Source organism: Mycobacterium sp. 20KCMC460, from assembly GCF_022179425.1.
In the GTDB taxonomy this organism is placed as follows: Bacteria; Actinomycetota; Actinomycetes; order Mycobacteriales; family Mycobacteriaceae; genus Mycobacterium; species Mycobacterium kiyosense.
On the sequence record NZ_AP025524.1, the window covers coordinates 1,662,557 to 1,688,157 of the forward strand.

At 69.3% G+C, this 25,601-nt stretch carries 24 protein-coding genes and 1 pseudogene; 18 read left to right on the forward strand and 7 right to left on the reverse strand.

The window, feature by feature from the left end:
• The first annotated feature begins 1 nt into the window (after window position 1).
• Window positions 2-1,081 (forward strand): sugar phosphate nucleotidyltransferase, encoded by a 1,080-nt coding sequence (locus MKCMC460_RS07735; protein WP_236981377.1) that lies wholly within the window; start codon window positions 2-4, stop codon window positions 1,079-1,081.
• On the opposite strand, the gene MKCMC460_RS07740 is transcribed toward MKCMC460_RS07735, so the two are convergent.
• Genes MKCMC460_RS07740 through cofD form a run of 4 tightly spaced genes read right to left on the reverse strand, consistent with a single transcriptional unit; the run spans window position 1,063 to window position 5,541 of the window.
• On the reverse strand, window positions 1,063-1,608 hold the full coding sequence (locus MKCMC460_RS07740; protein WP_236981378.1) for an NUDIX hydrolase: 546 nt from the start codon (window positions 1,606-1,608) through the stop codon (window positions 1,063-1,065). The genes MKCMC460_RS07735 and MKCMC460_RS07740 overlap by 19 nt on opposite strands.
• The gene (locus tag MKCMC460_RS07745) at window positions 1,605-3,182 is read right to left on the reverse strand and encodes a class I SAM-dependent methyltransferase (RefSeq protein ID WP_238305498.1); all 1,578 of its coding nucleotides are present in this window, start codon (window positions 3,180-3,182) and stop codon (window positions 1,605-1,607) included. Before MKCMC460_RS07745 ends, MKCMC460_RS07740 begins: the two co-directional genes overlap by 4 nt.
• Window positions 3,179-4,528 (reverse strand): coenzyme F420-0:L-glutamate ligase, encoded by a 1,350-nt coding sequence (locus MKCMC460_RS07750; RefSeq protein ID WP_236983870.1) that lies wholly within the window; start codon window positions 4,526-4,528, stop codon window positions 3,179-3,181. Before MKCMC460_RS07750 ends, MKCMC460_RS07745 begins: the two co-directional genes overlap by 4 nt.
• Before the next feature lie 14 nt (window positions 4,529-4,542).
• The gene (gene cofD, locus MKCMC460_RS07755) at window positions 4,543-5,541 is read right to left on the reverse strand and encodes a 2-phospho-L-lactate transferase (protein WP_238305499.1); all 999 of its coding nucleotides are present in this window, start codon (window positions 5,539-5,541) and stop codon (window positions 4,543-4,545) included.
• A 351-nt stretch (window positions 5,542-5,892) separates the two neighbouring features.
• On the opposite strand from cofD, the gene MKCMC460_RS07760 reads away from it, so the two are divergent.
• Window positions 5,893-6,249, forward strand: a complete 357-nt coding sequence (locus MKCMC460_RS07760; RefSeq protein WP_370653150.1) for a WhiB family transcriptional regulator — start codon at window positions 5,893-5,895, stop codon at window positions 6,247-6,249.
• A 14-nt stretch (window positions 6,250-6,263) separates the two neighbouring features.
• Here MKCMC460_RS07760 and MKCMC460_RS07765 read toward each other — a convergent pair whose 3' ends face one another.
• The gene (locus MKCMC460_RS07765) at window positions 6,264-6,671 is read right to left on the reverse strand and encodes a metallopeptidase family protein (RefSeq protein ID WP_236983872.1); all 408 of its coding nucleotides are present in this window, start codon (window positions 6,669-6,671) and stop codon (window positions 6,264-6,266) included.
• A 203-nt stretch (window positions 6,672-6,874) separates the two neighbouring features.
• On the opposite strand from MKCMC460_RS07765, the gene MKCMC460_RS07770 reads away from it, so the two are divergent.
• The 4 genes from MKCMC460_RS07770 (at window position 6,875) to manA (ending at window position 11,154) form a co-directional block, all read left to right on the forward strand.
• Window positions 6,875-7,363 (forward strand): DUF3499 domain-containing protein, encoded by a 489-nt coding sequence (locus MKCMC460_RS07770; protein WP_236981380.1) that lies wholly within the window; start codon window positions 6,875-6,877, stop codon window positions 7,361-7,363.
• Window positions 7,364-7,437: 74 nt separating this feature from the next.
• A complete protein-coding gene (locus MKCMC460_RS07775) occupies window positions 7,438-8,838 on the forward strand; it encodes a phosphomannomutase/phosphoglucomutase (protein WP_236981381.1) in 1,401 nt (466 codons plus the stop codon).
• Window positions 8,835-9,908: a TobH protein gene (locus tag MKCMC460_RS07780; protein ID WP_236981382.1), complete on the forward strand. Its 1,074-nt coding sequence runs from the start codon at window positions 8,835-8,837 to the stop codon at window positions 9,906-9,908. Before MKCMC460_RS07775 ends, MKCMC460_RS07780 begins: the two co-directional genes overlap by 4 nt.
• 7 nt (window positions 9,909-9,915) lie before the next feature.
• Window positions 9,916-11,154, forward strand: coding sequence for a mannose-6-phosphate isomerase, class I (gene manA / locus MKCMC460_RS07785; protein ID WP_236981383.1), 1,239 nt, complete (start codon window positions 9,916-9,918; stop codon window positions 11,152-11,154).
• Here manA and MKCMC460_RS07790 read toward each other — a convergent pair.
• Window positions 11,138-12,517, reverse strand: a complete 1,380-nt coding sequence (locus tag MKCMC460_RS07790; RefSeq protein WP_236983873.1) for an NAD(P)/FAD-dependent oxidoreductase — start codon at window positions 12,515-12,517, stop codon at window positions 11,138-11,140. The two genes, manA and MKCMC460_RS07790, sit on opposite strands and share 17 nt — an antisense overlap.
• Window positions 12,518-12,606: 89 nt before the next feature.
• On the opposite strand from MKCMC460_RS07790, the gene MKCMC460_RS07795 reads away from it, so the two are divergent.
• The 12 genes and pseudogenes from MKCMC460_RS07795 (at window position 12,607) to MKCMC460_RS07850 (ending at window position 24,769) form a co-directional block, all read left to right on the forward strand.
• On the forward strand, window positions 12,607-14,088 hold the full coding sequence (locus MKCMC460_RS07795) for an amino acid permease (RefSeq protein ID WP_236981384.1): 1,482 nt from the start codon (window positions 12,607-12,609) through the stop codon (window positions 14,086-14,088).
• 119 nt (window positions 14,089-14,207) lie between these two features.
• The gene (locus tag MKCMC460_RS07800) at window positions 14,208-15,452 is read left to right on the forward strand and encodes an alkane 1-monooxygenase (RefSeq protein ID WP_236981385.1); all 1,245 of its coding nucleotides are present in this window, start codon (window positions 14,208-14,210) and stop codon (window positions 15,450-15,452) included.
• Window positions 15,449-15,610 (forward strand): annotated as a pseudogene (locus MKCMC460_RS07805) (rubredoxin); the annotation flags it as partial. The gene MKCMC460_RS07800 and the pseudogene MKCMC460_RS07805, both read left to right, overlap by 4 nt.
• An 18-nt stretch (window positions 15,611-15,628) precedes the next feature.
• Window positions 15,629-15,811, forward strand: coding sequence for a rubredoxin (locus tag MKCMC460_RS07810; protein WP_236983874.1), 183 nt, complete (start codon window positions 15,629-15,631; stop codon window positions 15,809-15,811).
• Complete coding sequence (locus MKCMC460_RS07815; RefSeq protein WP_236981386.1) at window positions 15,808-16,458, forward strand: TetR/AcrR family transcriptional regulator; 651 nt, start codon at window positions 15,808-15,810, stop codon at window positions 16,456-16,458. Before MKCMC460_RS07810 ends, MKCMC460_RS07815 begins: the two co-directional genes overlap by 4 nt.
• Window positions 16,459-16,589: 131 nt before the next feature.
• Window positions 16,590-18,059: an adenosylhomocysteinase gene (ahcY, locus tag MKCMC460_RS07820; RefSeq protein WP_238305501.1), complete on the forward strand. Its 1,470-nt coding sequence runs from the start codon at window positions 16,590-16,592 to the stop codon at window positions 18,057-18,059.
• Between the two features lie 148 nt (window positions 18,060-18,207).
• Complete coding sequence (locus tag MKCMC460_RS07825) at window positions 18,208-18,840, forward strand: dTMP kinase (RefSeq protein ID WP_236981387.1); 633 nt, start codon at window positions 18,208-18,210, stop codon at window positions 18,838-18,840.
• Window positions 18,841-18,920: 80 nt separating this feature from the next.
• Window positions 18,921-19,607: a two-component system response regulator MtrA gene (gene mtrA / locus MKCMC460_RS07830; protein WP_065160645.1), complete on the forward strand. Its 687-nt coding sequence runs from the start codon at window positions 18,921-18,923 to the stop codon at window positions 19,605-19,607.
• Between the two features lie 23 nt (window positions 19,608-19,630).
• Window positions 19,631-21,325: an MtrAB system histidine kinase MtrB gene (gene mtrB, locus MKCMC460_RS07835; protein ID WP_238305976.1), complete on the forward strand. Its 1,695-nt coding sequence runs from the start codon at window positions 19,631-19,633 to the stop codon at window positions 21,323-21,325.
• The gene (gene lpqB / locus MKCMC460_RS07840) at window positions 21,325-23,088 is read left to right on the forward strand and encodes an MtrAB system accessory lipoprotein LpqB (protein WP_236981388.1); all 1,764 of its coding nucleotides are present in this window, start codon (window positions 21,325-21,327) and stop codon (window positions 23,086-23,088) included. Before mtrB ends, lpqB begins: the two co-directional genes overlap by 1 nt.
• Window positions 23,089-23,126: 38 nt before the next feature.
• Window positions 23,127-23,945 (forward strand): LmeA family phospholipid-binding protein, encoded by an 819-nt coding sequence (locus MKCMC460_RS07845; protein WP_236981389.1) that lies wholly within the window; start codon window positions 23,127-23,129, stop codon window positions 23,943-23,945.
• 284 nt (window positions 23,946-24,229) lie between these two features.
• Window positions 24,230-24,769, forward strand: a complete 540-nt coding sequence (locus MKCMC460_RS07850; RefSeq protein WP_236981390.1) for a hypothetical protein — start codon at window positions 24,230-24,232, stop codon at window positions 24,767-24,769.
• Window positions 24,770-24,772: 3 nt separating this feature from the next.
• On the opposite strand, the gene MKCMC460_RS07855 is transcribed toward MKCMC460_RS07850, so the two are convergent.
• A complete protein-coding gene (locus tag MKCMC460_RS07855; RefSeq protein WP_236981391.1) occupies window positions 24,773-25,579 on the reverse strand; it encodes an ESX secretion-associated protein EspG in 807 nt (268 codons plus the stop codon).
• Between the last annotated feature and the right edge of the window lie 22 nt (window positions 25,580-25,601).

A 25,601-nucleotide genomic window follows, 5' to 3' on the forward strand; every position in this document is an offset into this window, starting at 1 on the left:
GGTGGCAACCCACGAAGTCGACGCGGTGGTCCTGGTCGGCGGCAAAGGAACCCGGCTGCGTCCGCTGACGCTGTCCGCGCCCAAGCCGATGTTGCCGACGGCGGGGCTGCCGTTCTTGACCCATCTGCTGTCGCGGATCGCCGCCGCGGGCATCGAGCACGTGGTGCTGGGCACGTCGTACCGGGCGGAGGTGTTCGAGGCCGAGTTCGGCGACGGGTCCAAGCTCGGCCTGCAGATCGAATATGTGACCGAGGAGAAGCCGCTGGGCACCGGCGGCGGCATCGCCAACGTGGCGGGCAAGCTGCGCCACGACACCGTGATGGTGTTCAACGGCGACGTGCTCTCCGGGGCGGACCTGGGCCAGCTGCTCGATTTCCATCGCGACCGCCAGGCCGACGTCACGCTGCACCTGGTGCGGGTGAGTGACCCGCGGGCGTTCGGCTGCGTGCCCACCGACAGCGAGGGCCGGGTCACCGCGTTTCTGGAGAAGACGCAGGATCCGCCGACCGACCAGATCAACGCCGGCTGCTACGTCTTCGCCCGCGACATCATCGACCGGATCCCGCGCGGGCGTGAGGTCTCCGTCGAGCGGGAGGTGTTCCCGGCGCTGCTGTCGGACCCGACGGTGAAGGTCTGCGGGTACGTCGACGCGACGTATTGGCGCGACATGGGCACACCCGAGGACTTCGTGCGCGGATCGGCGGATCTGGTCCGGGGGATCGCGCCGTCACCGGCGCTGCACGGTCACCGGGGTGAGCAATTGGTGCACGACGGCGCCGCGGTGGCGCCGGGTGCGCTGCTGATCGGTGGCACCGTCGTCGGCCGCGGCGCCGAGATCGGGCCCGGGGTGCGGCTGGACGGGGCGGTGATCTTCGACGGCGTCAAGGTCGAGGCGGGCAGCGTGATCGAACGCTCGATCATCGGCTTCGGCGCCCGGATCGGTCCGCGGGCGCTGATCCGCGACGGCGTGATCGGCGACGGCGCCGACATCGGCGCCCGCTGCGAACTGCTGCGCGGCGCCCGGGTGTGGCCGGGGGTCTCGATTCCCGACGGCGGCATCCGCTACTCCTCGGATGTCTGAACCGCCCGCCGCACCAGGTGCTCCAGCGCGTGGTCGGTGCCCTCGGGTAGCGCCCCGGCCGGCCACCAGCGCAGGTCGTCGGACTCGTCGCTGATCGCGATCTGTGCGCCGGCCGGGGCGTGCGCGACGAACTGCAGATCCAGATGCCGGGTCGGTACGCCCAGCGAGCAGGTCAGCGCATGGACGTGCACGGCAACCAGTCCCGGGTTCAGCCGCAGGTCGGGGATGCCGGATTCCTCGACGGCCTCGCGCAGCGCGGCGGCCAGGATGTCGGCGTCCTCGTCCTCGCAGTGCCCGCCCAGCTGGACCCAGCGGCGCAGTCGCGGGTGCAGGGTGAGCAGCACCCGCTCGCCCCGGTGGTCGAGCACCAGGGTCGAGGCGGTGATGTGGCCCGGTTCGCAGGCCCGGCGGCAGGCGTCGTCGCGGGCCAGCACGAAGCCCAGCACCGCCTGGCGCAACGCGTCCTGGCCGGCATCCGGCGCCTGCCATTCGGACAGCAGCGCGATCACCGATTCCCGCAGCGTCATCGGCCCCTCCGTCCGATGCGACGGTCGCGCAGGGCGATCCACGCTGCGCGGCAGTCCGCCACCACCGCCGGCGACAGGCCCAACCCCTCGATCAGCACCCGGCGGTCCACCAGGTCCAGCGCCTTCTCGATCTCGTTGGCCCGCAACAGCAGATCGACGTCGTCGGCCAGGCCGGAACCGGCATACCCGGGTGGCGGGACGGGCAGCCGTTCGGCCTCGCCGGGTTCGAGTTCCAGGATGCCGCCGCCGTAACTGCGGCCCATGGTCTCGGCGAAGGCGAACGTCGCACTGTTGTGGAACGCCGCGGCCAGCGCCGTGGGGTCCACGCCCGGGACGACCCGCACCCGGTGCACGGTGTCGGTGCTGGTCGCCGCGGCCGCGTTGACGGTCAGCCGGGGCGCCTGATGAATCTGGCGCAACAGGAACAGATCGGGGTTCCACAGCGACGGGGTGGTCCACCACGGCTTGCGCAGCGAGCACTTGTAGCCCAGGTGGACGCCGGCGGCCTCGCCGGCCTCGATGTGCGCGACCAGCGCGGTGTCGGCGGGTTGCGCCGGGGCGTTCAGCAGCCAGGTCCGCTGCCCGTTGGCGACATCGCCACTGCGACAGTCGATGTCGTAGTGCAGACCGGACAGCTGCGCGCTGCGCGAGACCAGCGGGACACAGTGGTGGGTCAGCCCGAGTTCGCGGGCCTGGGCGTCGGTGAAGGTGAAGAAGCTGTTGCGGCCCGTCACGATGCCCACGTCCACTTCGGCGACCCGGCCCAGCCGGGTCAAGGCCGGGCTGCACGCGAGGTCGCGCAGCGTCCGGATCGCCGCCGGGTCCAGGAAGTACTTGGTCCACTTCTCGGTGTCGTGCAGCAGCGCGGGAGCCGCCGGTACGCCCAGATCGGCGGCGGCCAGTGCGTCCGAGTCGGACAGCTCGACGGTGCGGATGTGCGCCGGCCCGGCGCCGACGACCCCGCAGAACAGCACCACCTCCTGCAGCGCGCCGGCGAAAACGAGCCGGCGGAAGCTGACCAGGGTGATCTCCCGATACCGGCGCACCAGGAAGTCGCGTAGCTGCGCGGCGTAGCCGACCTGCAGCAGCTCGGCGGGCAGCACCAACCCCACCCGGCCGCCGTCGCGGACCAGGGCGGTGGCGGCCACCACGAACGGCACCCACGCGTTGGTCAGCTTGGTGGGCCGCAGCCCCTGACGACACATGAATTGCAAGGCGGCCGCCCGTTGATCGGTGGGCCAGTTGCCGAACCGGATGTAGGGCGGGTTGCCGGCGACGCCGTCCCAGCCGGCACCCGGCATCGTTGCGGACCAGGCGAACAGGTCGGCGTCGTCGACGGGTGCGAACTGCCGTGCCTTGGCCGCCTCCTCGGCGACGAGTTCCACGCCGTGGGCCTGCTCGGTGAGCGCGGCGAGCTCGCGCAGGATCCGGCCGTCGCCGCAGGAGGGCTCCAGCACCCGGGGCCCCGCCTGCACCACCCATCCGGCCAGGAATCGGGCGATCGGCTCCGGGGTGTAGTAGCCGCCGCGCACCTTGTCGGGCGAGGCCGGGGTCTTCCCGGCGAACGTCCTCATCTGCGGATCAGCAGGTCCGCTGCGTCGACCGGCTCCCGCAGCCCGGCCGGCTCGGCGGGGTAGCCGATCGCCACGGCGCCCAGCGGTTCCCAGTCGGCGGGCAGTCCCAACTCGTCGCGGACCAGGTCGGCGGCGAAGATCGTCGACCCGATCCAGCAACTGCCCACCCCGCGCACCGCCAGCGCGACCAGCAGGGCCTGTACGGCAGCACCCACCGCGACGGTGAACATGGTGTGCTCGGCGGCGGTGCGCGCCGCGTCCGGGTAGTGGTGCGCGCCGTCGGGGACCAGGAAGGGTATGACGACTTCGGTTGCGTCGTAAAGGATTCGGCCGCGGGCGACGCGGCGCTCGACAGCATCGGCGGGTCGGCCGTCGGCACGCAGGTCGCGGCGCCACTGGTCTTTCATCCGGTCCAGCAGCCGGGTGCGGGTCTGCTCGGACTGCACCCAGACGAACCGCACCGGCCGGGTGTGGTGCGGGGCCGGCGCGGTGAGTGCTTCGGCGACGGCGGCCTCGACGAGCTCGGGCGGTACCGGCTGGGTGCTGAACCGCCGCACGGATCGTCGGGTCAACTGGGCTTGGCGCCGGCCCAGGTCCAGTGCCTCGGCGGTGCCGAGCCAGAACAGGTCCTCGGTGCCGGGGCGTACCAGATCCCGGGCCGTGGAGCCGTCGTCGGTCGGCTCGAGTCCGCGCACCACGGCGACCGGCATCGCGGTCAGCTTGCCCTTGACCAGGTCGGCCGCGGCGGCGACTTCGTCGGCGATGGCGATCTCGGTGACCACCAGGTCGTTGCCGTGCCGGTCCACCGCGCCGGAATAGTTGTGCAGCACAGCCAGACCCGCGCTGCCGACGGCGGCGTCGATCTGACCGTTGCGCCAGGCCCGGCCCATGGTGTCGGTGATGACCACGGCAACCTCGACGCCGAGCCGCTCCCGCAGGGCCGACCGCAGGGTCGCGGCGCTGCCGTCCGGGTCCACCGGCAGTAACGCCAATTCCTTACGCCCGACGTTGGATCCGTCCACCCCGGCCGCGGCCTGCACCAGACCGAGCCGGTTCTCGGTGATCAAGGTGCGCTCCTTGCGGGCCAGGACGCGTACCGCCTCGTCGTCGACCAGCTTGCGGCGCAACGCGTCTCGGCGCTCCGGATCCGACGGTGCCGGCACCAGCCGGCCTTCGCACTTGGACACCACCTTGCTGGTGACCACCACCACGTCGCCGTCACGCAGCCAGGGTGCGGCGGCGGACACGGCAGCAGCCAGGTCGTCGCCCGGCCGGAACTCGGGAAGCCCGGCGACGGGCAGGATTTCGATCGCGGCAGCGGTTCCGTGTTCGCCCGTCGGCGGCAGGGCCGGGTGCCCGTTCACCCGGTCACGCCCGCAATCTCGAGGCCGGCGCGCACCATCTCGGCCGTCGCGGCCGGATCGGTCATCAGCAGCGGGACGGAACGTGTCGTCACGCCGTCGATCTCGGCGTGGTCGCCGTCGTGGACCAGCCAGTAGTCCAGGATCCCGGTGCCGCTGCGGGCGCCGTAGTGCTGGCCGACGGCTTGGGCGGTGGACTGGACCCCGATCACCGTCAGGCAGGCATCGGCCATGCCGCGCAACGGCTTTCCGCCGATGATGGGGGAGTAGCCGACGACGGGGGCCGGGGCCGCTCGCAGCGCGGCCCGGATGCCGGGCACGGCCAGGATGGCGCCGACGCTGACCACCGGATTGGACGGCGCCAGCATGACGACGTCGGCGTCGGCGATTGCGGCCAGAGCTTCGGTTGTGGCGCTTGCTTTTTCGGCCCCGACGAAAGCGAAGCTGTGGGTGGGCACCTGGGCGCGGTACCGTACCCACCACTCCTGGAAGTGGATCGCCCGCCGCGTCGCGGAGGCTGGGTCGCAGTCCGGGTCGGTGATCACCACGTGCGTCTCGCAACGGTCGTCGCTGGCGGGCAGCAACCGTGCGCCGGGTTGCCAGCGGTCGCACAGTGCCGCGGTGATCTGGGTGAGCGGGTAGCCGGCGTTGAGCATCTGGGTGCGCACCAGGTGCGTGGCCAGATCGCGGTCGCCGAGGCCGAACCAGTCGGGCTGCACGCCGTAGCGCGCGAGTTCCTCCTTGGCATGCCAGGTTTCGTCACGGTGACCCCAGCCGCGCTCCGGGTCGACGCCGCCGCCCAGGGTGTACATGCAGGTGTCCAGGTCCGGGCAGATGCGCACCCCGTGGATCCAGGCATCGTCGCCGACGTTGACCACGGCACTCAATTCGTGGCCGGTGTCCCTGGATTGAGCAAACCCTCCGAGTCCGAGCAGATGCTGCACCCCGAGTAGGAATCGGGCGCCCCCGACGCCGCCGACCAGAACGGTGACCTTCACACCGCAGGACAGTACCCGGGTGCGTGTGGCATGGTGGTTTCGGTAACCGCTGTGGCGCAAGGGACTTGTGATGAATCTGTGGCCGACACGCCGCGGCCCGACCGCAACAGAATCGCCGAAATTCGATCACGAGATGGTATGGAAATGCGCCGAAGTGCTTGACCAAGATCGCCGACCCGTGTCTAATCACATCAGTGTCATTTCCCGGTTGGCCGGCCGGTTCCGGTGTCGCAGACCGAGATTCGATCACTTGTTCGAATTGGGTATCTGTACATCAAAACAGTGGGAAACCATTTCATTCTCAATCAGTGAGGAGGCGGAGGCATGTCCTATGAGTACCTTCGGGGCGTAATGGGAAGCGCACCGCACGCCGTTCCGGGTTCGGCTGTGACGTCTTTGCCGATGCCGACGGCACCTGTCCGCCCTCATCTGAGTGTGGTTCCAGACGCGCCGGCCGCGTTCGAGCCGGAGCCGCTGGAGGAAGTGCCCGCCGATCAGTGGCAGGACAAGGCGCTGTGCGCGCAGACCGACCCGGAGGCCTTCTTCCCGGAGAAGGGCGGCTCCACCCGCGAGGCCAAGAAGATCTGCCTCGGCTGCGAGGTCAGGCACGAGTGCCTCGAGTATGCGCTGGCTCACGACGAGCGCTTCGGTATCTGGGGCGGTCTGTCGGAACGCGAACGCCGGCGCCTCAAGCGCGGAGTTATCTAGCCCGCCAACACAAGTCAGTCGTCGATCGTCGGGTCGATGACCGAGGGTTCCACGTCCAGATAGATGGCCACCTGGGCCACCAGTATCTCGTGCAGCAAGTCGCCGAGTTCGACGGTGTCTTTCGCCCGTCGCTCAATTGGCTTGCGAAACAGCACAATTCGTGCCCGCGTCGCGTTGCCGCGGACGTCCACTCCGGCCGGTATCAGCCGGGCCAGCGCGATCGGGCCGTCGGCGATCACCTCCGGTGGCCACTGCACGCTGTCGGGGTCTTTGGCCGCGATGCGCGGGATCTCGTCGACGGCGACGTCGAGCTCGGACACCCGGTCGCGCCAGCGCCGCTCGATGGGTTCGTAGGACTCGAGCACCGCCATGTCGAACCGCTCGGCGCGGCTGCGCCACCCGGGGACCGTCGGCGGCAGCAGCGGGCCGCGCGGATCGCGACCCCGGCGCCGGGACCGGTGCCGGGATGACCCGGCCGCCCCGACCCAGGGTCGGCCGCTCCGGCCGCTGGGGCCGGAACCGCGGGAATCGCTCACGCGCCGATGGTAACGGTTGCACATCGTGCCCCGACGCGTTGCGCGTGTCCGGCGCTGCGGCGGCGGCGGCGCGCGATAGCCTTTCGATCGTGAACGTACCCCGTCGCTGCTGCCGGCCCGGGTGTCCGCACTATGCAGTGGCAACGCTGACGTTCGTCTACTCGGACTCCACAGCGGTGGTCGGCCCACTCGCTACCGCGCGGGAACCCCATTCCTGGGACCTGTGCGTCGGTCATGCCGGCCGGATCACCGCCCCCCGCGGGTGGGAACTCGTCCGCCACGCCGGGCCGCTCAATGCCGAGCCCGTCAACCCCGACGAAGACGATCTGGTCGCCTTGGCCGACGCGGTCCGGGAGGGCGGCGCCGCTCGGGGCGGTGCCGTGGTGAACGGCTTCGGAGTACCGGGCGCTGACCTATACGACGGGTACGACGACGTCCCGCACACCGGTGGCGGCGCCGACCTGCACACCGCGGGAGCCCACGCCACCGCCCCCAGCGGTGGGCTGCTCGCGCCGCCCGAACACCGGTCCGGGCGCCGCCGCGGACATTTGCGCGTATTGCCCGACCCTTGCGACTAAGTACCTGCCGTGACGGTCGGGGGCGGCCGATAGGCTGACGGCCAAGAGAGTTCACGTCGTCAGGAGCACCCCGCATGTCTTGGCCCGCCGCGGCTGTCCACCGTGTCATCAAGGCATATGACGTGCGTGGGCTGGTCGGAGACGAGATCACCGAACCGTTCGTCGCCGACGTCGGCGCCGCGTTCGCCCGGCTGATGCGCGCCGAAGGCGCCGGGCAGGTGGTGATCGGGCACGACATGCGCGACAGTTCGCCCGCGTTGGCCGCCGCGTTCGCCCGCGGCGTCGTCGGCGAAGGTCTGGACGTGGTGCGCGTCGGTCTGGCGTCCACCGATCAGCTGTACTTCGCTTCCGGACAGCTGGACTGCCCGGGCGCGATGTTCACCGCCAGCCACAACCCGGCGTCCTACAACGGCATCAAGCTGTGCCGCGCCGGCGCCAAACCGGTCGGCAAGGACACCGGCTTGACGACCATCAGCGAAGATTTGATCGCCGGGATCCCAACTGCCTACCGCGGCTCGCCCGGCTCGATCACCGACAAGGACGTGCTGGCCGATTACGGGGCGTTTCTGCGCTCCCTGGTCAATACCGCCGGCCTGCGCCCGCTACGGGTGGCGGTGGACGCCGGCAACGGGATGGCCGGCCACACCACTCCGGCGGTGCTCGGCGCAATCGAGTCGATCACGTTGTTGCCCTTGTACTTTGAGCTCGACGGCACGTTCCCCAACCACGAGGCCAACCCACTGGACCCGGCGAACCTGGTGGACCTGCAGAACTACGTGCGTGAGACGGGCGCCGATATCGGGCTGGCATTCGACGGCGACGCCGACCGCTGCTTCGTCGTCGACGAACGCGGCCGGCCGGTCTCCCCGTCCACGGTCACCAGCCTGGTGGCCGCCCGGGAACTGAGCCGCGAGATCGGCGCCACCGTGATCCACAACGTGATCACCTCGCGGGCGGTGCCCGAGCTGGTGACCGAGCGCGGCGGCACGCCGCTGCGCTCGCGGGTCGGGCACTCCTATATCAAGGCGCTGATGGCCGAAACCGGGGCCATCTTCGGCGGCGAGCATTCGGCGCACTACTACTTCCGCGACTTCTGGGGCGCCGACTCCGGGATGCTGGCCGCGCTCTACGTGCTCGCGGCCCTCGGCGAGCAGCACCGGCCGCTGTCGGAGCTGACCGCGGACTACCAGCGTTACGAATCCTCCGGGGAGATCAACTTCACCGTGGCCGACGCGCCGGCCGCCGTGGACGCGGTACTGAAGACATTCGCCGGCCGGATCCACTCGATCGATCACCTCGACGGCGTCACCGTCGACCTCGGCGACGGCACCTGGTTCAACTTGCGCAGCTCTAACACCGAGCCGTTGTTGCGGCTCAACGTCGAGGGGCGCAGCATCGAAGACGTGGACGCGGTGGTCGCCGAGGTCAGTGCGCAAATCGAGGCACAGGCGGGCCGGGACGGGGCCGCACCGTGAGTGCCGTCGGCTCCATCGATCTCGAGGACTCCGACGGTCTGCTGGCCGCCGACCGCGGCGGCCTGTTGCGGGCCGCCTCGATGGCCGGCGCTCAGGTGCGCACCGTGGCCGCGGCGCTGGACGAGGGCGACCTGGACCTGCTGCGCGACCCGACCAACAAGCCGCGCACGGTGATCTGGGTGGCCGGGCGCGGCACCGCCGAGACGGCCGGTGCCCTGCTGGCCGCGACGCAGGCCGGGGCGGCCGCCGAGCCGATCGTGTTGGCCACCGAGGCGCCGCCGTGGGTCGGCCCGCTCGACGTGCTGGTCGTGGCCGGCGACGATCCGGGGGATCCCGCGCTGGTCGGTGCTGCCGCCACCGGAGTGCGGCGCGGCGCGCGGGTGGTGGTCGTGGCGCCGTATGAGGGCCCACTGCGCGACTCCACCGCCGGCCGGGTCGCGGTGCTGGCCCCGCGACTGTGGGCCGCCGACGGGTTCGGGTTGTGCCGATACCTGGCGGCGGGGCTGGCGGTGCTGCAGATCGTGGATTCGCGGTTGCGCGTCGACCTGGCGGCGCTGGCCGACGAACTCGACGCGGAGGCGCTGCGCAACAGCGCCACCCGCGAACTGTTCACCAATCCGGCCAAGACGCTGGCCGCGCGCATGGCCGATCACCAGGTGGTGCTGGCCGGAGACAGTGCGGCGACGCTGGCGCTGGCCCGGCACGGCAGTTCGGTGTTGCTGCGCAACGCGCACCGGGCGGTCGCCGCCGCCGGGTTAGCGGACGCGCTGGCGGCGCTGCGCGACCCGAACAGCGGATTGCGCACCCACGCCGACACCCTCTTCCACGATGAGCAGATCGACGGGCCGCTACCGCAGCGGCTGCGGGTCCTGGCGCTGACGCTCGCCGACGAGCGCACCGTGGTCAATGCCCGGATCGCCGGGCTCGACGAGGTCTACCCGGTCGGTGCCGAGGATGTGTCGGATGCGCCCGCCACGCTCACCGAGTCCGCCCGCGCCGAGCAGCAGCTGGCAGTATTGGCGGTTCGGCTGGAGATGGCCGCGGTTTACCTGAGACTGGCACGGGGATAGATAGACGGTGGAATTGCTACGCGGAGCCTTGCGCACCTACGCCTGGGGATCTCGCACCGCGCTCGCCGAGTTCACCGGGCGGCCGGTGCCTGCCGCGCATCCCGAGGCCGAACTGTGGTTCGGCGCGCACCCCGGCGACCCGGCCTGGCTGGAAACGCCCGGCGGCGATACGTCGTTGCTGTCGGTGCTCGCCGACGACCCGGAGGGTCAGCTGGGCTCGACCTGTCGGGCCCGATTCGGTGACGTGCTGCCGTTTTTGGTGAAGGTGCTGGCCGCCGACGAGCCGCTGTCGCTGCAAGCACATCCCAGTGCCGCGCAGGCACTCGAGGGTTACCGGCGTGAGGAGCGGCTGGGTATCCCGGTGAACTCGCCGGTGCGCAACTACCGCGACAAAAGCCACAAGCCCGAGCTGCTGGTGGCGCTGCAGCCGTTTGAAGCGCTGGCCGGGTTCCGGCAGGCGTCGCGCACCGCCGAGCTGCTCCGCGCGCTGGCCGTTTCCGATCTGGACCCGTTCATCGACCTGCTGGGCGCCGGCTCGGACGCGCAGTCCGACGCCGACGGGCTGCGGGCGTTGTTCACCACCTGGATCACCGCACCACAGCCCGATCTCGACGTGCTGGTGCCCGCCGTACTGGACGGCGCCATCCAGTACCTCAGTTCCGGCGCCACCGAATTCGCCGGGGAGGCCAAGACGGTGCTGGAGCTGGGGGAGCGTTATCCCGGCGACGCCGGGGTGCTGGCGGCGTTGCTGCTCAACCGCGTCATCTTGGCCCCGGGTGAGGCGATCTTTCTGCCGGCCGGCAACCTACACACCTACCTGCACGGGTTCGCGCTGGAGGTGATGGCCAACTCCGACAACGTGTTGCGGGGCGGGTTGACCCCCAAGCACGTCGACGTGCCGGAGTTGCTGCGGGTGCTGGACTTCACCCCCACTGCGGAGTCGCAGCTGCGGGCGCCGGTGCACCGCGACGGGCTGGCGCTGGTCTATGACACTCCGACCGACGAGTTCGCGGTCGCGCTGCTGATCCTCGACGGCGATCAGCTGGGCCACGAGGTGGACGCGCCGTCACGCCATGACGGCCCGCAGATCCTGTTGTGCGCCGAGGGCGAGTTGACGGTGCACGGCAAGTCCGGGTCGCTGCATCTGGACCGGGGCGCGGCGGTCTGGGTGGGCGCCGACGACGGCCCGATCCGGTTGTCGGCGCGGCGGCCGGCCAAGCTGTTCCGGGCTACCGTCGGCTTGTGACGGCGGATCGGCGTCGCTGACTATCGTCGCGTTTCTCGCCCAGCCACAGCCGCATGTTGTGCGCGATGGTGCGACCGAGGATCGACGGTGACGGCACCATGTACAGGCTGTCGAGCAGCGAGAACCGGCGCAGAAACCACTCGCCGAGAACGGGATTGGTTTCCGCGGCGCCCAGGAACTGGTCGAACAGCCCGCCGGCGGCCCGCCACCAGCTCGGCTCGGGCGAGGCGGCGGCGTGGTGGAAGGTGACGTCGCCGATCGCGTTCATCGTCCACACCGGGAAGGTGGTCTTGGCGGTGAGCCGACTGAACTCGCCGGCCAGCTCGCCGTCGTCGTCGACCGACTGCAGTGCCCGGCGCAGGTGACCGGCCTGCAGCGACGTCATCGTCATGCCCTGACCGAAGGTGGGGTTGAAGCTGGCCACCGCGTCCCCGAACGGCACGATCCCGGCCGGGAAGCGTTCCAGCTTGTGGTAGCGGCGCCAGCGGCTGACCGGGAAGGCGTGGTAGGCCGGTTCGCCGACGGGTTCGGACTGCGCCAGCGCGGCGTTGAAATGATCCGGCAGCAGCTCTTTGGCCAGCGCGAGCATTTCGGGGTAGGTGCGCGGGGGTTTGGTGTTCGCCACCCCGAAGGTGGTCAGCACCCAGGTGTAGTTCTCGTAGTGCAGCATGCCCAGGCCCAGCGATTTGTCGTGCGAGGCGCCGGCGACCACCACCTTTTCCGCGATCAGGCCTTCGGGCATGCGGAACTGGTGGGTCGCGTAGTTGATGCCGATGTCGACGGTGGCTTCCGGGGCGCGCTGGTAGCCCCACTGGGTCAGCCACACCGGTAGCCGGGTGCCGCGCCCGGCGGCGTCGACCACGAGGTCGGCGGCGACGAACTCCGGCGAATCCTGGCCGGGCTGCGGGTCCAGCAGCACCCCCGTCACCCGCTGCAACGCGGGCTCGAACCGTGGCTCGGCGACCGGTCGTCGCTCGATCGCGACGTTGTCGATCTGCTGGACCCGGCGCCGGATCTGCCATTCCAGGTGCGGCCGGCTGGGCACGTAGGCGGTGAATTCGTCGCGCAGCGTGTGTCCGGTGCCCAGGACGTGGCCGGCCGCACCGAGATGGATGCAGTCCGGCCGGTTCTCCAGGATCGGCACCCCGGCGGCGACCATGTCGGCCAACAGGCCCGGGAACAGGCTCTCGAACTCGTTGGCGCCGCGCGCCATCAGCATGTGCAGATGCCGGTCCTGAGGCACGGTGGCACGGTTGGCCGGCTCACTGGGCAGCTCGTCGCGCTCATAGACGGTCACCTGGGTATAGAAGTCCGACAGCACCCGGGCGGCACACAACCCGGCGATGCTGGCGCCGATCACCACGGCGTGATTTCTGTTCGCTGCGCTCCCCACCATCGACGCAGAGTACCCAGTACTGTCCCGTCACAAAGGTGAGGTGAAAGGGGCGGCCGATGGCCCGACTCAAGGATTCGTTGCGCACGAAGACGGTCGAGCAGTCGATCGCCGACACCGACGAGCCCGGCACCCGCCTCCGCAAGGACCTCACCTGGCGGGATCTGGTGGTGTTCGGTGTGTCGGTGGTGATCGGGGCCGGGATCTTCACGGTCACCGCGTCCACCGCCGGAGACATCACCGGGCCGGCGATCTGGATCTCGTTCCTGATCGCGGCGGGCACCTGCGCGCTGGCGGCGCTGTGCTACGCCGAGTTCGCTTCGACGCTGCCGGTGGCGGGCAGTGCCTACACCTTCTCCTACGCGACCTTCGGCGAGTTCCTGGCGTGGGTGATCGGGTGGAACCTGGTGCTGGAACTCGCGATCGGTGCGGCCGTGGTCGCCAAAGGCTGGTCCAGCTACCTGGGCACGGTATTCGGGTTCTCCGGCGGGACCGCCGAGTTCGGCTCGGTGCGTTTCGACTGGGGCGCGCTGGTGATCGTGGCGCTGGTGGCGATCCTGTTGGCGCTGGGCACCAAGCTGTCGTCGCGGTTCTCCGCGGTGGTCACCACCATCAAGGTGGCGGTGGTGCTGCTGGTGGTCGTGGTCGGCGCTTTCTATGTCAAGGCCGAGAATTACCGGCCGTTCATTCCCGCACCCGAGGCCGAGCACGGCGGTAACGGCCTGGACCAGTCGGTGTTGTCGATGCTCACCGGCGCCGGCAGCAGCCATTACGGCTGGTACGGGGTGCTGGCGGGGGCGTCGATCGTGTTTTTCGCGTTCATCGGGTTCGACATTGTGGCGACCATGGCCGAGGAGACCAAGCATCCGCAGCGCGACGTGCCGCGCGGCATCCTGGCGTCGTTGGGGGTGGTCACCGTCCTCTACGTGGCGGTCTCGGTGGTGCTGTCCGGGATGGTGTCATATACCCAGCTGAAGACGGTGGGCCGCAACTCGGCGAACCTGGCCACTGCTTTTCGGGCCAACGGCATCCACTGGGCCAGCGGCATCATCTCGGTCGGCGCGCTGGCCGGTCTGACCACCGTGGTGATGGTGCTGATGCTGGGCCAGTGCCGCGTCCTGTTTGCGATGGCCCGCGACGGGTTGCTGCCGCGGGGCCTGGCCAAGACCGGCGCCCGGGGCACTCCGGTACGCATCACCGTGCTGGTGGCGGTCGTGATAGCCGCGACGGCGTCGGCGTTCCCGATCGACAAGCTCGAGGAGATGGTCAACGTCGGTACGTTGTTCGCCTTCGTGCTGGTGTCGGCCGGTGTCATCGTGCTGCGCCGGACCCGTCCCGACCTGGAGCGCGGGTTCAAGGCGCCGTGGGTGCCGCTGCTGCCGATCGCCTCGGTGTGCGCCTGCCTGTGGCTGATGCTCAACCTCACCGCGCTGACCTGGGTCCGGTTCGGCGTCTGGTTGGTGCTCGGCGCGGCCATATATTTCGGCTACGGGCGCCGGCATTCGGTGCAGGGACGGCGGCCGGTGGCGCAGGTCGAGTAGACACAACTCACAGATTTGAATATCTGGTTTACAAAACGTGGCTATGTGTCTAGACAGGAGACGCAACCTATCGTATTGTCCAATCTCAAGGTGGTGTGACTCACAAGGAGGTTTGGCATATGACGACGGATACGACGGAAACCATCGAGACCACGATCGAATGGCGCGACAAGAAGCGTTACCTGTGGCTGATGGGCCTGATCGCCCCCACCGCGCTGTTCGTGATGCTGCCGCTGGTCTGGGCGTTCAACCGGCTCGGCTGGCAGACCACGGCCCAGGTGCCGCTGTGGATCGGCCCGATCCTGCTCTACATCCTGTTGCCGGCGCTGGACCGGTTCTTCGGCCCGGACGGCCAGAACCCGCCCGACGAGGTGATGGAGCGGCTGGAGAACGACAAGTACTACCGCTACTGCACCTACATCTACATTCCGTTCCAGTACGCCAGCGTGGTGCTGGGCGCCTACCTGTTCACCGCCTCCAACCTCAGCTGGCTGGGCTTCGAGGGTGGATTGGGCTGGTTCGGCAAGATCGGCGTGGCCCTTTCGGTCGGCGTGCTCGGTGGCGTCGGCATCAACACCGCGCACGAGATGGGGCACAAGAAGGACTCGCTAGAGCGCTGGCTGTCCAAGATCACGCTGGCGCAGACGGCCTACGGCCACTTCTACATCGAGCACAACCGGGGCCACCACGTCCGCGTCTCCACTCCGGAGGACCCGGCGTCGTCCCGGTTCGGCGAGACCTTCTGGGAATTCCTGCCGCGCAGTGTCATCGGCAGCGCCCGCTCGTCGGTTCACCTCGAGGCGCAGCGGATCCGCCGGCTCGGCAAGAGCCCCTGGGACCCGCGCACCTACCTGGGCAACGACGTGCTCAACGCCTGGATGATGACGGTGGTGCTGTTCGGCGCGCTGATCGCGGCCTTCGGTGTCGGCGTGGTCCCGTTCCTGGCCATCCAGGCCGTCTTCGGCTTCAGCCTGCTCGAAGCCGTCAACTACCTCGAGCACTACGGCCTGCTGCGGCAGCGCAACGCTAACGGCCGCTACGAACGCTGCGCCCCGGTGCACAGCTGGAACTCCGACCACATCGTGACCAACCTGTTCCTGTACCACCTGCAGCGGCACAGCGATCACCACGCCAATCCCACCCGGCGCTACCAGACGCTGCGCAGCATGGCGGGTTCGCCGAACCTGCCCAGCGGTTACGCCTCGATGATCTCGCTGACCTACTTCCCGCCGCTGTGGCGCAAGGTGATGGACCACCGGGTGCTCGCGCACTACGACGGCGACATCACCAAGGTCAACGTGCAGCCGAGGTTGCGCCGGAAGCTGTACGCGAAGTACGGCGCCACCGAAACGGCCCGAGCATGACGGCCGCGTACCGGTGCCCCGTCTGCGAGTACGTCTACGACGAGGCCAAAGGCGATGCCCGAGAAGGATTTCCGGCCGGAACCGGCTGGGACCAGATCCCCGAAGACTGGTGTTGTCCGGACTGCGCCGTCCGCGAGAAGCCCGATTTCGAACTCGTCCAGAAGGTTAGAACTCCGATGAATGACTACAAGCTCTACCAGTGCGTCCAGTGCGGGTTCGAGTACGACGAGGAGCTGGGCTGGCCGGAGGACGGCATCGCGCCCGGCACCCGCTGGGCGGACATCCCGGAGGACTGGAGCTGCCCGGACTGCGGTGCGGCCAAGGCGGACTTCGTGATGGTGGAGGTGGCCCGGTCATGATCGGCACCAACTTCGTGCCGAAAACGGCTACTGTCGCGCCTGTGAAGCGAATTCCTTACGCGGAGGCGTCCCGGGCCCTGCTACGTGATTCGGTTCTCGACGCGATGCGGGACCTGCTGCTGACTCGCGACTGGTCGGCGATCACGCTCTCGGACGTGGCCAGGGCCGCCGGCATCAGCCGGCAGACCATCTACAACGAGTTCGGCTCCCGCCAGGGCCTGGCTCAGGGCTACGCGCTGCGCCTGGCCGACCGGCTGGTCGACACCGTCAGGACGGCGCTGGACGCCAACATCGGCAACATCTACGAGTCGTTCCTGCAGGGTTTTCGGGCCTTCTTCGCCGAGTCGGCCGCCGACCCGCTGGTGCAGTCGCTGCTGTCCGGGGTGGCCAAGCCCGACCTGCTGCAGCTGATCACCACCGACAGCGCGCCCATCATCAACCGCGCCTCGGCGCGGTTGGCGACGGCCTTCACCCAGACCTGGCTGGCGACCAGCGACGACGACGCCAACGTCCTGTCGCGGGCGATCGTCCGGTTGTGCTTGAGCTACGTGCCCATGCCGCCGGAATCCGACCACGACGTCGCCGCGGACCTGGCCCGGCTGATGGCGCCGTTCGCGGAGCGGCACGGGGTGGTGAACGTCCCCTAGCGTCCGGCGCGTCCGAACCGGGCGGCTACAGTGGCTGAGGAGCAATCCGAGGCGCTGCTAGCCGCCCGGCTCCGTTTTGACCACAGACGCCTCAAGAACCCGAAGAACCCCGAGAAGGATGTATTACGACCATGGCCCCCGGAAATTCGCTGACTCCCGACGTGCTCAACGGCATCGACTTCAAGGTCGCTGACCTCTCGCTGGCGGAGTTCGGGCGCAAGGAACTCGACCTGGCCGAGTACGAGATGCCCGGTCTGATGTCGCTGCGCCGCGAGTACGCCGAGGTGCAGCCGCTGAAGGGGGCCCGGATCTCGGGTTCGCTGCACATGACCGTGCAGACCGCGGTGCTGATCGAAACCCTGACCAGCCTCGGTGCCGAGGTCCGATGGGCGTCGTGCAACATCTTCTCCACTCAGGACCACGCGGCGGCGGCGGTCGTCGTCGGCAAGCACGGCACCCCCGAGGAGCCCAAGGGTGTGCCGGTGTTCGCCTGGAAGGGCGAGACGCTCGAGGAATACTGGTGGTGCGCCGAGCAGATGCTCACCTGGGAGGGTGAGCCGGCGAACATGATCCTGGACGACGGCGGCGACGCCACCATGATGGTGTTGCGCGGCATGCAGTACGAGAAGGCCGGGGTGGTGCCCCCCGCCGAGGAGGACGACTCCGCGGAGTGGAAGGTCTTCCTCAGCGTGCTGCGCAACCGCTTCGAGACCGATAAGACCAAGTGGACCAGGATCGCCGAGTCGGTCAAGGGTGTCACCGAGGAGACCACCACAGGTGTGCTGCGGCTGTATCAGTTCGCCGCCGCCGGCGACCTGGCCTTCCCGGCGATCAACGTCAACGACTCGGTCACCAAGTCCAAGTTCGACAACAAGTACGGCACCCGGCACTCGCTGCTCGACGGCATCAACCGCGGCACCGACGCGCTGATCGGCGGCAAGAACGTGCTGATCTGTGGCTTCGGCGACGTCGGCAAGGGCTGTGCGGAGGCCGCCAAGGGCCAGGGTGCGCGCGTCTCGGTGACCGAGATCGACCCCATCAATGCCTTGCAGGCGCTGATGGAGGGCTACGACGTGGTGACCGTCGAGGACGCGATCGCCAACGCCGACATCGTGATCACCTCCACCGGCAACAAGGACATCATCTCCCTCGAGCACATGAAGGCGATGAAGGATCACGCCATCCTGGGCAACATCGGCCACTTCGACAATGAGATCGACATGGCGGCGCTGGAGCGCTCCGGTGCGACCAAGCTGAACATCAAGCCGCAGGTCGACCTGTGGACCTTCGGTGACACCGGCCGCTCGATCATCGTGCTGTCCGAGGGCCGGCTGCTGAACCTGGGCAATGCCACCGGGCACCCGTCGTTCGTGATGAGCAACAGCTTCGCCAACCAGACGATCGCGCAGATCGAGCTGTGGACCAAGAACGACGAGTACGACAACGAGGTGTACCGGCTGCCCAAGCACCTCGACGAGAAGGTGGCCCGCATCCACGTCGAGGCGCTGGGTGGCAAGCTGACCAAGCTGACCAAGGAGCAGGCCGAGTACCTGGGCGTCGACGTCGAGGGCCCGTACAAGCCGGACCACTACCGCTACTGAGTCCCGCCGGACCCCGCCTTCCCGCCGAGCGTCACGCCAGCGTGGCACGCAGCGCCGAGCGTCACGCCAGCGTGACGGCTGCCGGGTACGCCGGGTACGCCGGGGTCGCCGGGTTCGCCGGGGTCGCCGGGTTCGCCGGACGCCGGCCATGCTGATCGCGATCGAGGGTGTCGACGGCTCCGGCAAGCGGACGTTGACCGACGGGCTGAAGGCCTCGATCGAGGCGGACGGCAGGTCGGTGGCCACGCTGGCTTTTCCGCGCTACGGGCAGTCGATCACCGCGGACCTGGCCGCCGAGGCGTTGCACGGCCAACATGGCGACCTCGCCGACTCGGTGTATGCGATGGCGACGCTGTTCGCGCTGGACCGGGCCGGGGCGGCGCCGGATCTCGAGCGGCTGCGCCACCAGCACGACGTGCTGATCCTGGATCGTTATGTTGCCTCCAACGCCGCCTACAGCGCGGCGCGGCTGCGTCAGGACGCGTCGGGCGCGGCGGTGAGTTGGGTGCGCCGCCTGGAATACGAGCGGCTGGGGCTGCCCGTCCCGGACTGGCAGATCCTGCTCGCGGTGCCGTCCGAACTCGCCGGGCAGCGGGCCCGCAGCCGGGCGGACAGCGATCCGGGCCGGGCGCGGGACAGCTACGAACGCGACGACGGACTGCAGCGCCGCACCGGCGCGGTGTACGAAGAGCTGGCCGCCGGGCAGTGGTGCGGACGGTGGCTCGTGGTCGGCGCGGACGTCGATCCGGGCGCGCTGGCCGTCACGCTGAGGGCTGAATAGCACAATTTCGGTGCGTTTTGCGGTGATCAATCAAGAAACACGCGCGTGGTGTCCGGGGTTTGTCCGGAACTGGTGACACCATGGAGGCCATGAGGCAAAGGATTCTGGTTGTCGACGACGACGCTTCGCTCGCCGAGATGCTCACCATCGTGTTGCGTGGGGAGGGTTTCGACACCGCCGTCATCGGCGACGGTACCCAGGCCCTGACCGCGGTCCGCGAGCTGCGGCCCGACCTGGTGCTGCTGGACTTGATGCTGCCCGGCATGAACGGCATCGACGTCTGCCGGGTGTTGCGCGCCGATTCGGGTGTCCCGATCGTCATGCTGACCGCCAAGACCGACACCGTCGACGTGGTGCTGGGCCTGGAGTCGGGTGCCGACGACTACATCATGAAGCCGTTCAAGCCCAAGGAGCTGGTGGCGCGGGTGCGGGCGCGGCTGCGCCGCAACGACGACGAGCCCGCCGAGATGCTGTCCATCGCCGACGTCGACATCGACGTGCCGGCGCACAAGGTCACCCGCAACGGCGAGCAGATCTCGCTGACGCCGCTCGAGTTCGACCTGCTGGTCGCGTTGGCGCGCAAACCCCGCCAGGTGTTTACTCGTGATGTGCTGCTCGAACAGGTGTGGGGATACCGGCACCCGGCGGACACCCGCCTGGTGAACGTGCACGTCCAGCGCCTGCGCGCCAAGGTCGAGAAAGACCCGGAGAACCCGACCGTGGTTCTCACCGTTCGAGGAGTGGGTTACAAGGCCGGACCTCCGTGATCCGATGCTGAGGAGTGGCGGCATTGATATGGCGCTCTCCACGACGTAGTCGAGGCCGCTGGGGTCGATCCGGCCCTTTGCCGCGCGGGTTGAGCGCGCTGAGCCGTGCGGTCGCGGTCATTTGGCGCAGGTCGCTGCAGTTGCGGGTGGTCGCGCTGACCCTGGGGCTGTCACTGGCGGTGATCCTGGCGTTGGGTTTCGTGCTGACCAGTCAGGTCACCAACCGGGTGCTCGACATCAAGGTCAAGGCCGCAATCGACCAGATCGAGCGGGCCCGCAACACCGTCAGCGGGATAGTCAACGGCGAGGAGACCCGCTCGCTGGACAGCAGCCTGCAGTTGGCCCGCAACACGCTGACGTCGAAGACCGATCCCGCCTCCGGTGCCGGCCTGGCCGGTGCGTTCGACGCGGTACTGATGGTGCCCGGCGACGGACCGCGGGCGGCCTCCACCGCCGGGCCGGTGGACCAGGTGCCCAGTGCGCTGCGCGGGTTCGTCAAGGCGGGGCAGGCGGCTTACCAGTACGCCACCGTGCACACCGAGGGCTTCTCCGGGCCGGCACTGATCGTCGGCTCGCCGACGTCGTCGCGGGTGGCCAACCTGGAGCTGTACCTGATCTTCCCGCTGGCCAACGAGCAGGCCACCATCACCCTGGTGCGCAGCACGATGGCCACCGGCGGGCTGGTGCTGCTGTTGCTGCTGGCCGGGATCGCGCTGCTGGTCTCGCGGCAGGTGGTGAACCCGGTGCGGTCGGCGTCGCGGATCGCCGAGCGGTTCGCCGAAGGCCACCTGTCCGAGCGGATGCCGGTGCGCGGTGAGGACGACATGGCGCGGCTGGCGGTGTCGTTCAACGACATGGCCGAGAGCTTGTCGCGGCAGATCACCCAGCTCGAGGAGTTCGGTAACCTGCAGCGCCGCTTCACCTCCGACGTCAGCCACGAGTTGCGCACGCCGCTGACCACGGTGCGGATGGCCGCGGACCTGATCTACGACCACAGCGCCGACCTGGACCCGGCGCTGCGCCGCTCCACCGAGTTGATGGTCAACGAGCTGGACCGGTTCGAGAGCCTGCTCAACGACCTGCTGGAGATCTCCCGCCACGACGCCGGGGTGGCCGAACTGTCGGTGGAGGCGGTCGATCTGCGCACCACCGTCAACAGCGCGCTGGGCAATGTCGGTCACCTCGCCGAGGAGGCCGGCATCGAGTTGCTGGTGGATATGCCGACCGAGGAGGTGATCGCCGAGGTCGATGCGCGCCGGGTGGAGCGCATCCTGCGCAACCTGATCGCCAACGCGATCGACCACGCCGAGCACAAGCCGGTGCGGATCCGGATGGCCGCCGACGAGGACACGGTCGCGGTCACCGTGCGCGACTACGGTGTCGGGTTGCGGCCGGGTGAGGAGAAGCTGGTGTTCAGCCGGTTCTGGCGGTCGGACCCGTCGCGGGTGCGGCGTTCCGGCGGTACCGGCCTGGGGCTGGCGATCAGCATCGAGGACGCGCGGCTGCACCAGGGCCGGCTGGAGGCCTGGGGCGAACCGGGCGAGGGCGCGTGCTTCCGGCTGACCCTTCCGCTGGTGCGCGGGCACAAGGTGACCACCAGTCCGCTGCCGATGAAACCCATCCCGCCGTCCGCCGCCCAGTCCGGTCCGCAGCCGTTGACCCCGACCGGCCCGCAGCCCCTCACCCGGCACCGCGAGCACGCCGACCGGAGCGGATGATGTTGCTGCGCAAGCTTTTTGTTCTGCTGCTGGCGGCCGGCCTGCTGGCCGGCTGCGCGAGCGTGCCGAGCTCGTCGGCCCCACAGGCGATCGGCACCGTGGACCGGCCGGCGCCGTCGAACCTGCCCAAGCCGACCCCCGGCATGGATCCCGACGTGCTGCTGCGGGAATTCCTCAAGGCCACCGCCGACCCGGCCAACCGGCATCTGGCGGCGCGGCAGTTCCTCACCCAGTCGGCCTCCAACGGCTGGGACGACGCCGGTAGCGCCCTGCTCATCGACCATGTGGTGTTCGTGGAAACCCGTGGCTCCGAGCGTGTTTCGGCCACTATGCGGGCCGACATCCTGGGTTCGCTGTCCGACGTGGGCGTCTTCGAGACGGCGGAGGGGCAATTGCCCGATCCGGGCCCGATCGAGTTGGTCAAGACCTCCGGCGGCTGGCGCATCGACAAACTGCCCAACGGGGTCTTTCTGGACTGGCAGCAGTTCCAGGCCACCTACAAACGCAACACGCTCTATTTCGCCGACCCGACCGGCAAGACCGTGGCGCCCGATCCGCGCTACGTCGCGGTGTCCGACCACGACCAGCTGGCCACCGAGTTGGTGTCCAAGTTGTTGGCCGGGCCCCGCCCGGAGATGGCGCACACGGTGCGCAACCTGCTGGCCCCGCCGCTGCGGCTGCGCGGCCCGGTGACCCGCGCCGACGGCGGCAAGAGCGGCGTCGGCAAGGGGTACGGCGGCGCCCGCGTCGACCTGGAAAAGCTGGCCACTACCGACCCGCACAGCCGGCAATTGCTTGCCGCGCAGATCATTTGGACGCTGGCGCGCGCCGATATCCGCGGACCGTATGTGATCAACGCCGACGGCGCCCCGCTCGAAGACCGCTTCGCCGAGGGCTGGACCACCTCCGATGTCGCGGCCACCGACCCCGGGGTGGCCGACGGTGCCGGCGCGGGCCTGCACGCCTTGGTCAACGGGTCGCTGGTGGGGCTGGACGGTCAGCAGATCACCACGGTGCCCGGTGCGTTCGGGCGGATGGGGGACCAGACCGGGGCCGCGCTGTCCCGCAACGGCCGGCAGGTGGCCTCAGTGGTGACGTTGCGTCGCGGCGCCCCGGACATGGCGGCGTCGTTGTGGATCGGGGATGTGGGCGGCGAGGCGGTACAGTCCGCCGACGGGCACAACTTGTCGCGGCCGAGTTGGTCGCTGGACGACGCGGTCTGGGTGGTGGTCGACGCCAACAACGTGCTGCGGGCGATCCCGGAGCCGGCATCGGGTCAGCCGGCGCGCATCCCGGTGGATTCGACCGCCGTCTCGAGTCGTTTCCCCGGCCCGATCACCGACCTGCAGCTGTCCCGGGACGGGACGCGGGCGGCGATGGTGATTGGGGGACAGGTGATCCTGGCCGGCGTCGAACAGACGCAGGCCGGGCAGTTCGCGCTGACCTACCCGCGGCGGCTGGGCTTCGGGCTGGGCACCTCGGTGGTGTCGTTGTACTGGCGCACCGGTGACGACGTGGTGGTGACCCGCAACGACGCCACGCATCCGGTCTCCTATGTGAACCTCGACGGGGTCAATTCCGACGCGCCGTCGCGTGGCCTGCAGATTCCGTTGTTCGCGATCGCGGCGAACCCGTCCACGGTGTACGTCGCCGGTCCGCAAGGGGTGCTGATGTATTCGGCGGCGGCCGCCGAGAATCAGCAGGGCTGGTCGGAGGTGGCCGGGCTGATGATCGGCGGCGCGGCACCGGTATTGCCCGGCTGAGCGCGGCGGTTACCCTCGCACAGAGGAGGCGCTTGCCGATGTCGCCGAAGGTTCCGTTTCTGCGCTGGGATGACCCGCTGCGTGCGCTGGACGCGCTGGCCTCGCTGTGGTTCTCGTCGGTGAGCGCGGGGGCCGCCCAGGCGGCGTCGGTGCCGTACCGGACGTTGTTCGCCACATTGCAGCAGTTGCTCGTCGGCAAGGAAGTCACGGTGCGCATCGGTGAGCACGATGTGACGCTGACCGTCACCGAGTTGGAGTCCGCGTTGGACCCGCAGGGCCTGCCGGTCGGTCAGCTGGGCGAGGTTCGGGTGGCCGCGCGCGATATCCGGTGGGACGAGCACCATTTGCAGAGCGCCGTCGCCGTGCTGCGCAATGTGCACATCCGTCCCGGGGTGCCGCCGCTGGTGGTGGCGGCGCCGACGGAGTTGTCCACCGAGTTGGCCAAGGACATCTTCGACGACGTGTTGCGGCAGGCGGCGCCCCAGTTGGACAGCGAGATGGGCGACGACGGTACGGCGCGACTGCGCTGGGCGCGCCGGCCGAGTTGGGGTGGTCTGGAGATCGATGCCGACGTGACCGGGTCGACGTTGTGGTTGCGTCCGCGGGCGCTGGTGGCGGGGCAGCGTAGGTGGCGGCTGCCGCAGCGCACGCCGGCCTATCAGGTGCCGTTGCCGGAGTTGCCGCACGGGCTGATGATCACCGGCGTCGAGCTCACCCCGGGCGCGGTGCAGGTGTCCGGCCTGCTGCCGGAGTGGCGGATGGAGTTGTCGCTGCCGGCCCTGGAGAACCTGATCACCCGGCTCAGCCAGGGTGTGCGCGATTTCAGTTGGCCTTCGCTGTGGTGGGGTTCCGACTAACTCGCGCTCGAATTACATTGATGTAAATTACGGTTATGTAATTCGATGCCGGAATTTGCTGGTGCGCAATCACGGCCGGCAATTCGCCAGCTCGTCGCCGGGCGCCCGGAGAGGCGCTTTCCACCCGAAATCGGCTGGGACATCACCCTTTGGGAGAGCAACCGTAACGGCACGGCAGGTGTGGCGTATCGGTTCGATATCCGACAGGTCACCGCTCTAGGCGGGAATTCGGCGCGCGTATACGGTTCCCGGTTGTCAGTTAATTGCGGGGGCAATGAATCGGGATGGACGGGGTCGCGTTGCTGATAAGGGATCGATTCTGCGTTGCGCTCTTTGCCGGCGCGGGCGTCTTCGGAGCTGTGCTGGCATTGAGCCCGAGTGCGGCGGCCGCGCCCCGGCCCACCGGCGGCGGGGGGTCGTGCCTCGAGCAGTTCGCGGCTCCGCTGGTGCCGTTGGCTGCACCCGTGGTCTTGCCCGGGCCGGTGCCGGTTGCTCCGGTGGTGCCGGTTGCACCGGTCGCTCCGGTGGTGCCGGTCGCCCCCGTGGTGCCGGTCGCCCCGGTGGTGCCGGTCGCGCCTGTCGTGCCGGTTGCGGGTGCGGGCGCGGGTGCCCTGCCGGCGGATGTCGTGCCTGCCGCACCGCTGATCCAGGCCGCCGGTACCGGCAAGGGCGCACCGACCGCTCCGCCGCCCTCGCTGGCTGCCACCGCCGCCCCGGTGGTGCTGCCCGGGCCGCCGCCGCCGGAACCGACCGCGCCCATCCCGGCGGTGCTGGCCGGGTCGCGGACGGCGGTGCCGGTGTGCGCGGGCGGCGGGGTCAACTAGGCGCTAGGTGATTCCGCGCCGCCGGCGTAGGACGGCGACGTCCGCGGCGATCAGGTCGTCGATACGGTCGGCGAGTTTGCGTTCGGTGGCGGGTACCGCGTGGCTGAAGTCCGGTACGTAGACGTAGTCGCCGTCGTCGCTGATCTGCACCCAGGCGACGAGGCTCTTGGCCCAGTCCATGCCCCAGGAGCGGGCGGGTTCCCAATGTGACTGGATGGTGCCCACGGCTGCTACTCCTGCGTCCGGGACAGTGACGGTCGCGCTCCGGGACGTGACGGGTTCCAGGACTGAGAACGTGTAGTCGTCGTCCGCGGTGTCGGCATCGGCGGTGGTGGAATCGGCGAAGTAGTCGACGTACTTGGGAATGGTGATTTGCGAGTGTCGACCGGGGCCGATCAGCGGCACCGAGTTGGCAATGGCGGCCCCCAGGTCGTAGGGCGCGAGCTCATACACGTCCACCACATCCAGGTCGGGGCGCTGCACCGCGCAGAATCCCAACTGGTCGGCGCGCAACGCCGATATGCGAGTGTCGGGAATGTCTCCGGCCTCGGTGGCACGGTAGAGCACCCGGCACTCGACCCAGATGTCGGCGCGAGTGTAGGCCTGTATCCACCGGTGGAAGCCACGCAGGTCGCCGTCGGCGGGCCGGTCCGAAAACCGGTGTGGCTCTGGTGGATTGGATACTTGCAGGCCCGGGCGTCCGGTCTCCGCGAACGGGTAGGGCAGTCCGTCGAGGCCTAGGACATCGCATATCCGGGCCAGATCGGAGATGTCGATGCCGCCGATGTGTTCGCGGCTTACCGCTGGCATCTCTTCATCTTCCCGCCACGTC

Excerpts from the sequence above, each read along its gene's own strand:
- MKCMC460_RS07740 (WP_236981378.1), bottom strand. The coding sequence starts at position 1,608 with ATGACGCTGCGGGAATCGGTGATCGCGCTGCTGTCCGAATGGCAGGCG.
- MKCMC460_RS07745 (WP_238305498.1), bottom strand. The coding sequence starts at position 3,182 with ATGAGGACGTTCGCCGGGAAGACCCCGGCCTCGCCCGACAAGGTGCGC.
- MKCMC460_RS07760 (WP_370653150.1), top strand. The coding sequence starts at position 5,893 with ATGGGAAGCGCACCGCACGCCGTTCCGGGTTCGGCTGTGACGTCTTTG.
- MKCMC460_RS07775 (WP_236981381.1), top strand. The coding sequence starts at position 7,438 with ATGTCTTGGCCCGCCGCGGCTGTCCACCGTGTCATCAAGGCATATGAC.
- MKCMC460_RS07795 (WP_236981384.1), top strand. The coding sequence starts at position 12,607 with ATGGCCCGACTCAAGGATTCGTTGCGCACGAAGACGGTCGAGCAGTCG.
- MKCMC460_RS07800 (WP_236981385.1), top strand. The coding sequence starts at position 14,208 with ATGACGACGGATACGACGGAAACCATCGAGACCACGATCGAATGGCGC.
- MKCMC460_RS07810 (WP_236983874.1), top strand. The coding sequence starts at position 15,629 with ATGAATGACTACAAGCTCTACCAGTGCGTCCAGTGCGGGTTCGAGTAC.
- MKCMC460_RS07815 (WP_236981386.1), top strand. The coding sequence starts at position 15,808 with ATGATCGGCACCAACTTCGTGCCGAAAACGGCTACTGTCGCGCCTGTG.
- ahcY (WP_238305501.1), top strand. The coding sequence starts at position 16,590 with ATGGCCCCCGGAAATTCGCTGACTCCCGACGTGCTCAACGGCATCGAC.
- MKCMC460_RS07825 (WP_236981387.1), top strand. The coding sequence starts at position 18,208 with ATGCTGATCGCGATCGAGGGTGTCGACGGCTCCGGCAAGCGGACGTTG.
- mtrA (WP_065160645.1), top strand. The coding sequence starts at position 18,921 with ATGGAGGCCATGAGGCAAAGGATTCTGGTTGTCGACGACGACGCTTCG.
- lpqB (WP_236981388.1), top strand. The coding sequence starts at position 21,325 with ATGTTGCTGCGCAAGCTTTTTGTTCTGCTGCTGGCGGCCGGCCTGCTG.
- MKCMC460_RS07845 (WP_236981389.1), top strand. The coding sequence starts at position 23,127 with ATGTCGCCGAAGGTTCCGTTTCTGCGCTGGGATGACCCGCTGCGTGCG.
- MKCMC460_RS07850 (WP_236981390.1), top strand. The coding sequence starts at position 24,230 with ATGGACGGGGTCGCGTTGCTGATAAGGGATCGATTCTGCGTTGCGCTC.
- MKCMC460_RS07855 (WP_236981391.1), bottom strand. The coding sequence starts at position 25,579 with ATGCCAGCGGTAAGCCGCGAACACATCGGCGGCATCGACATCTCCGAT.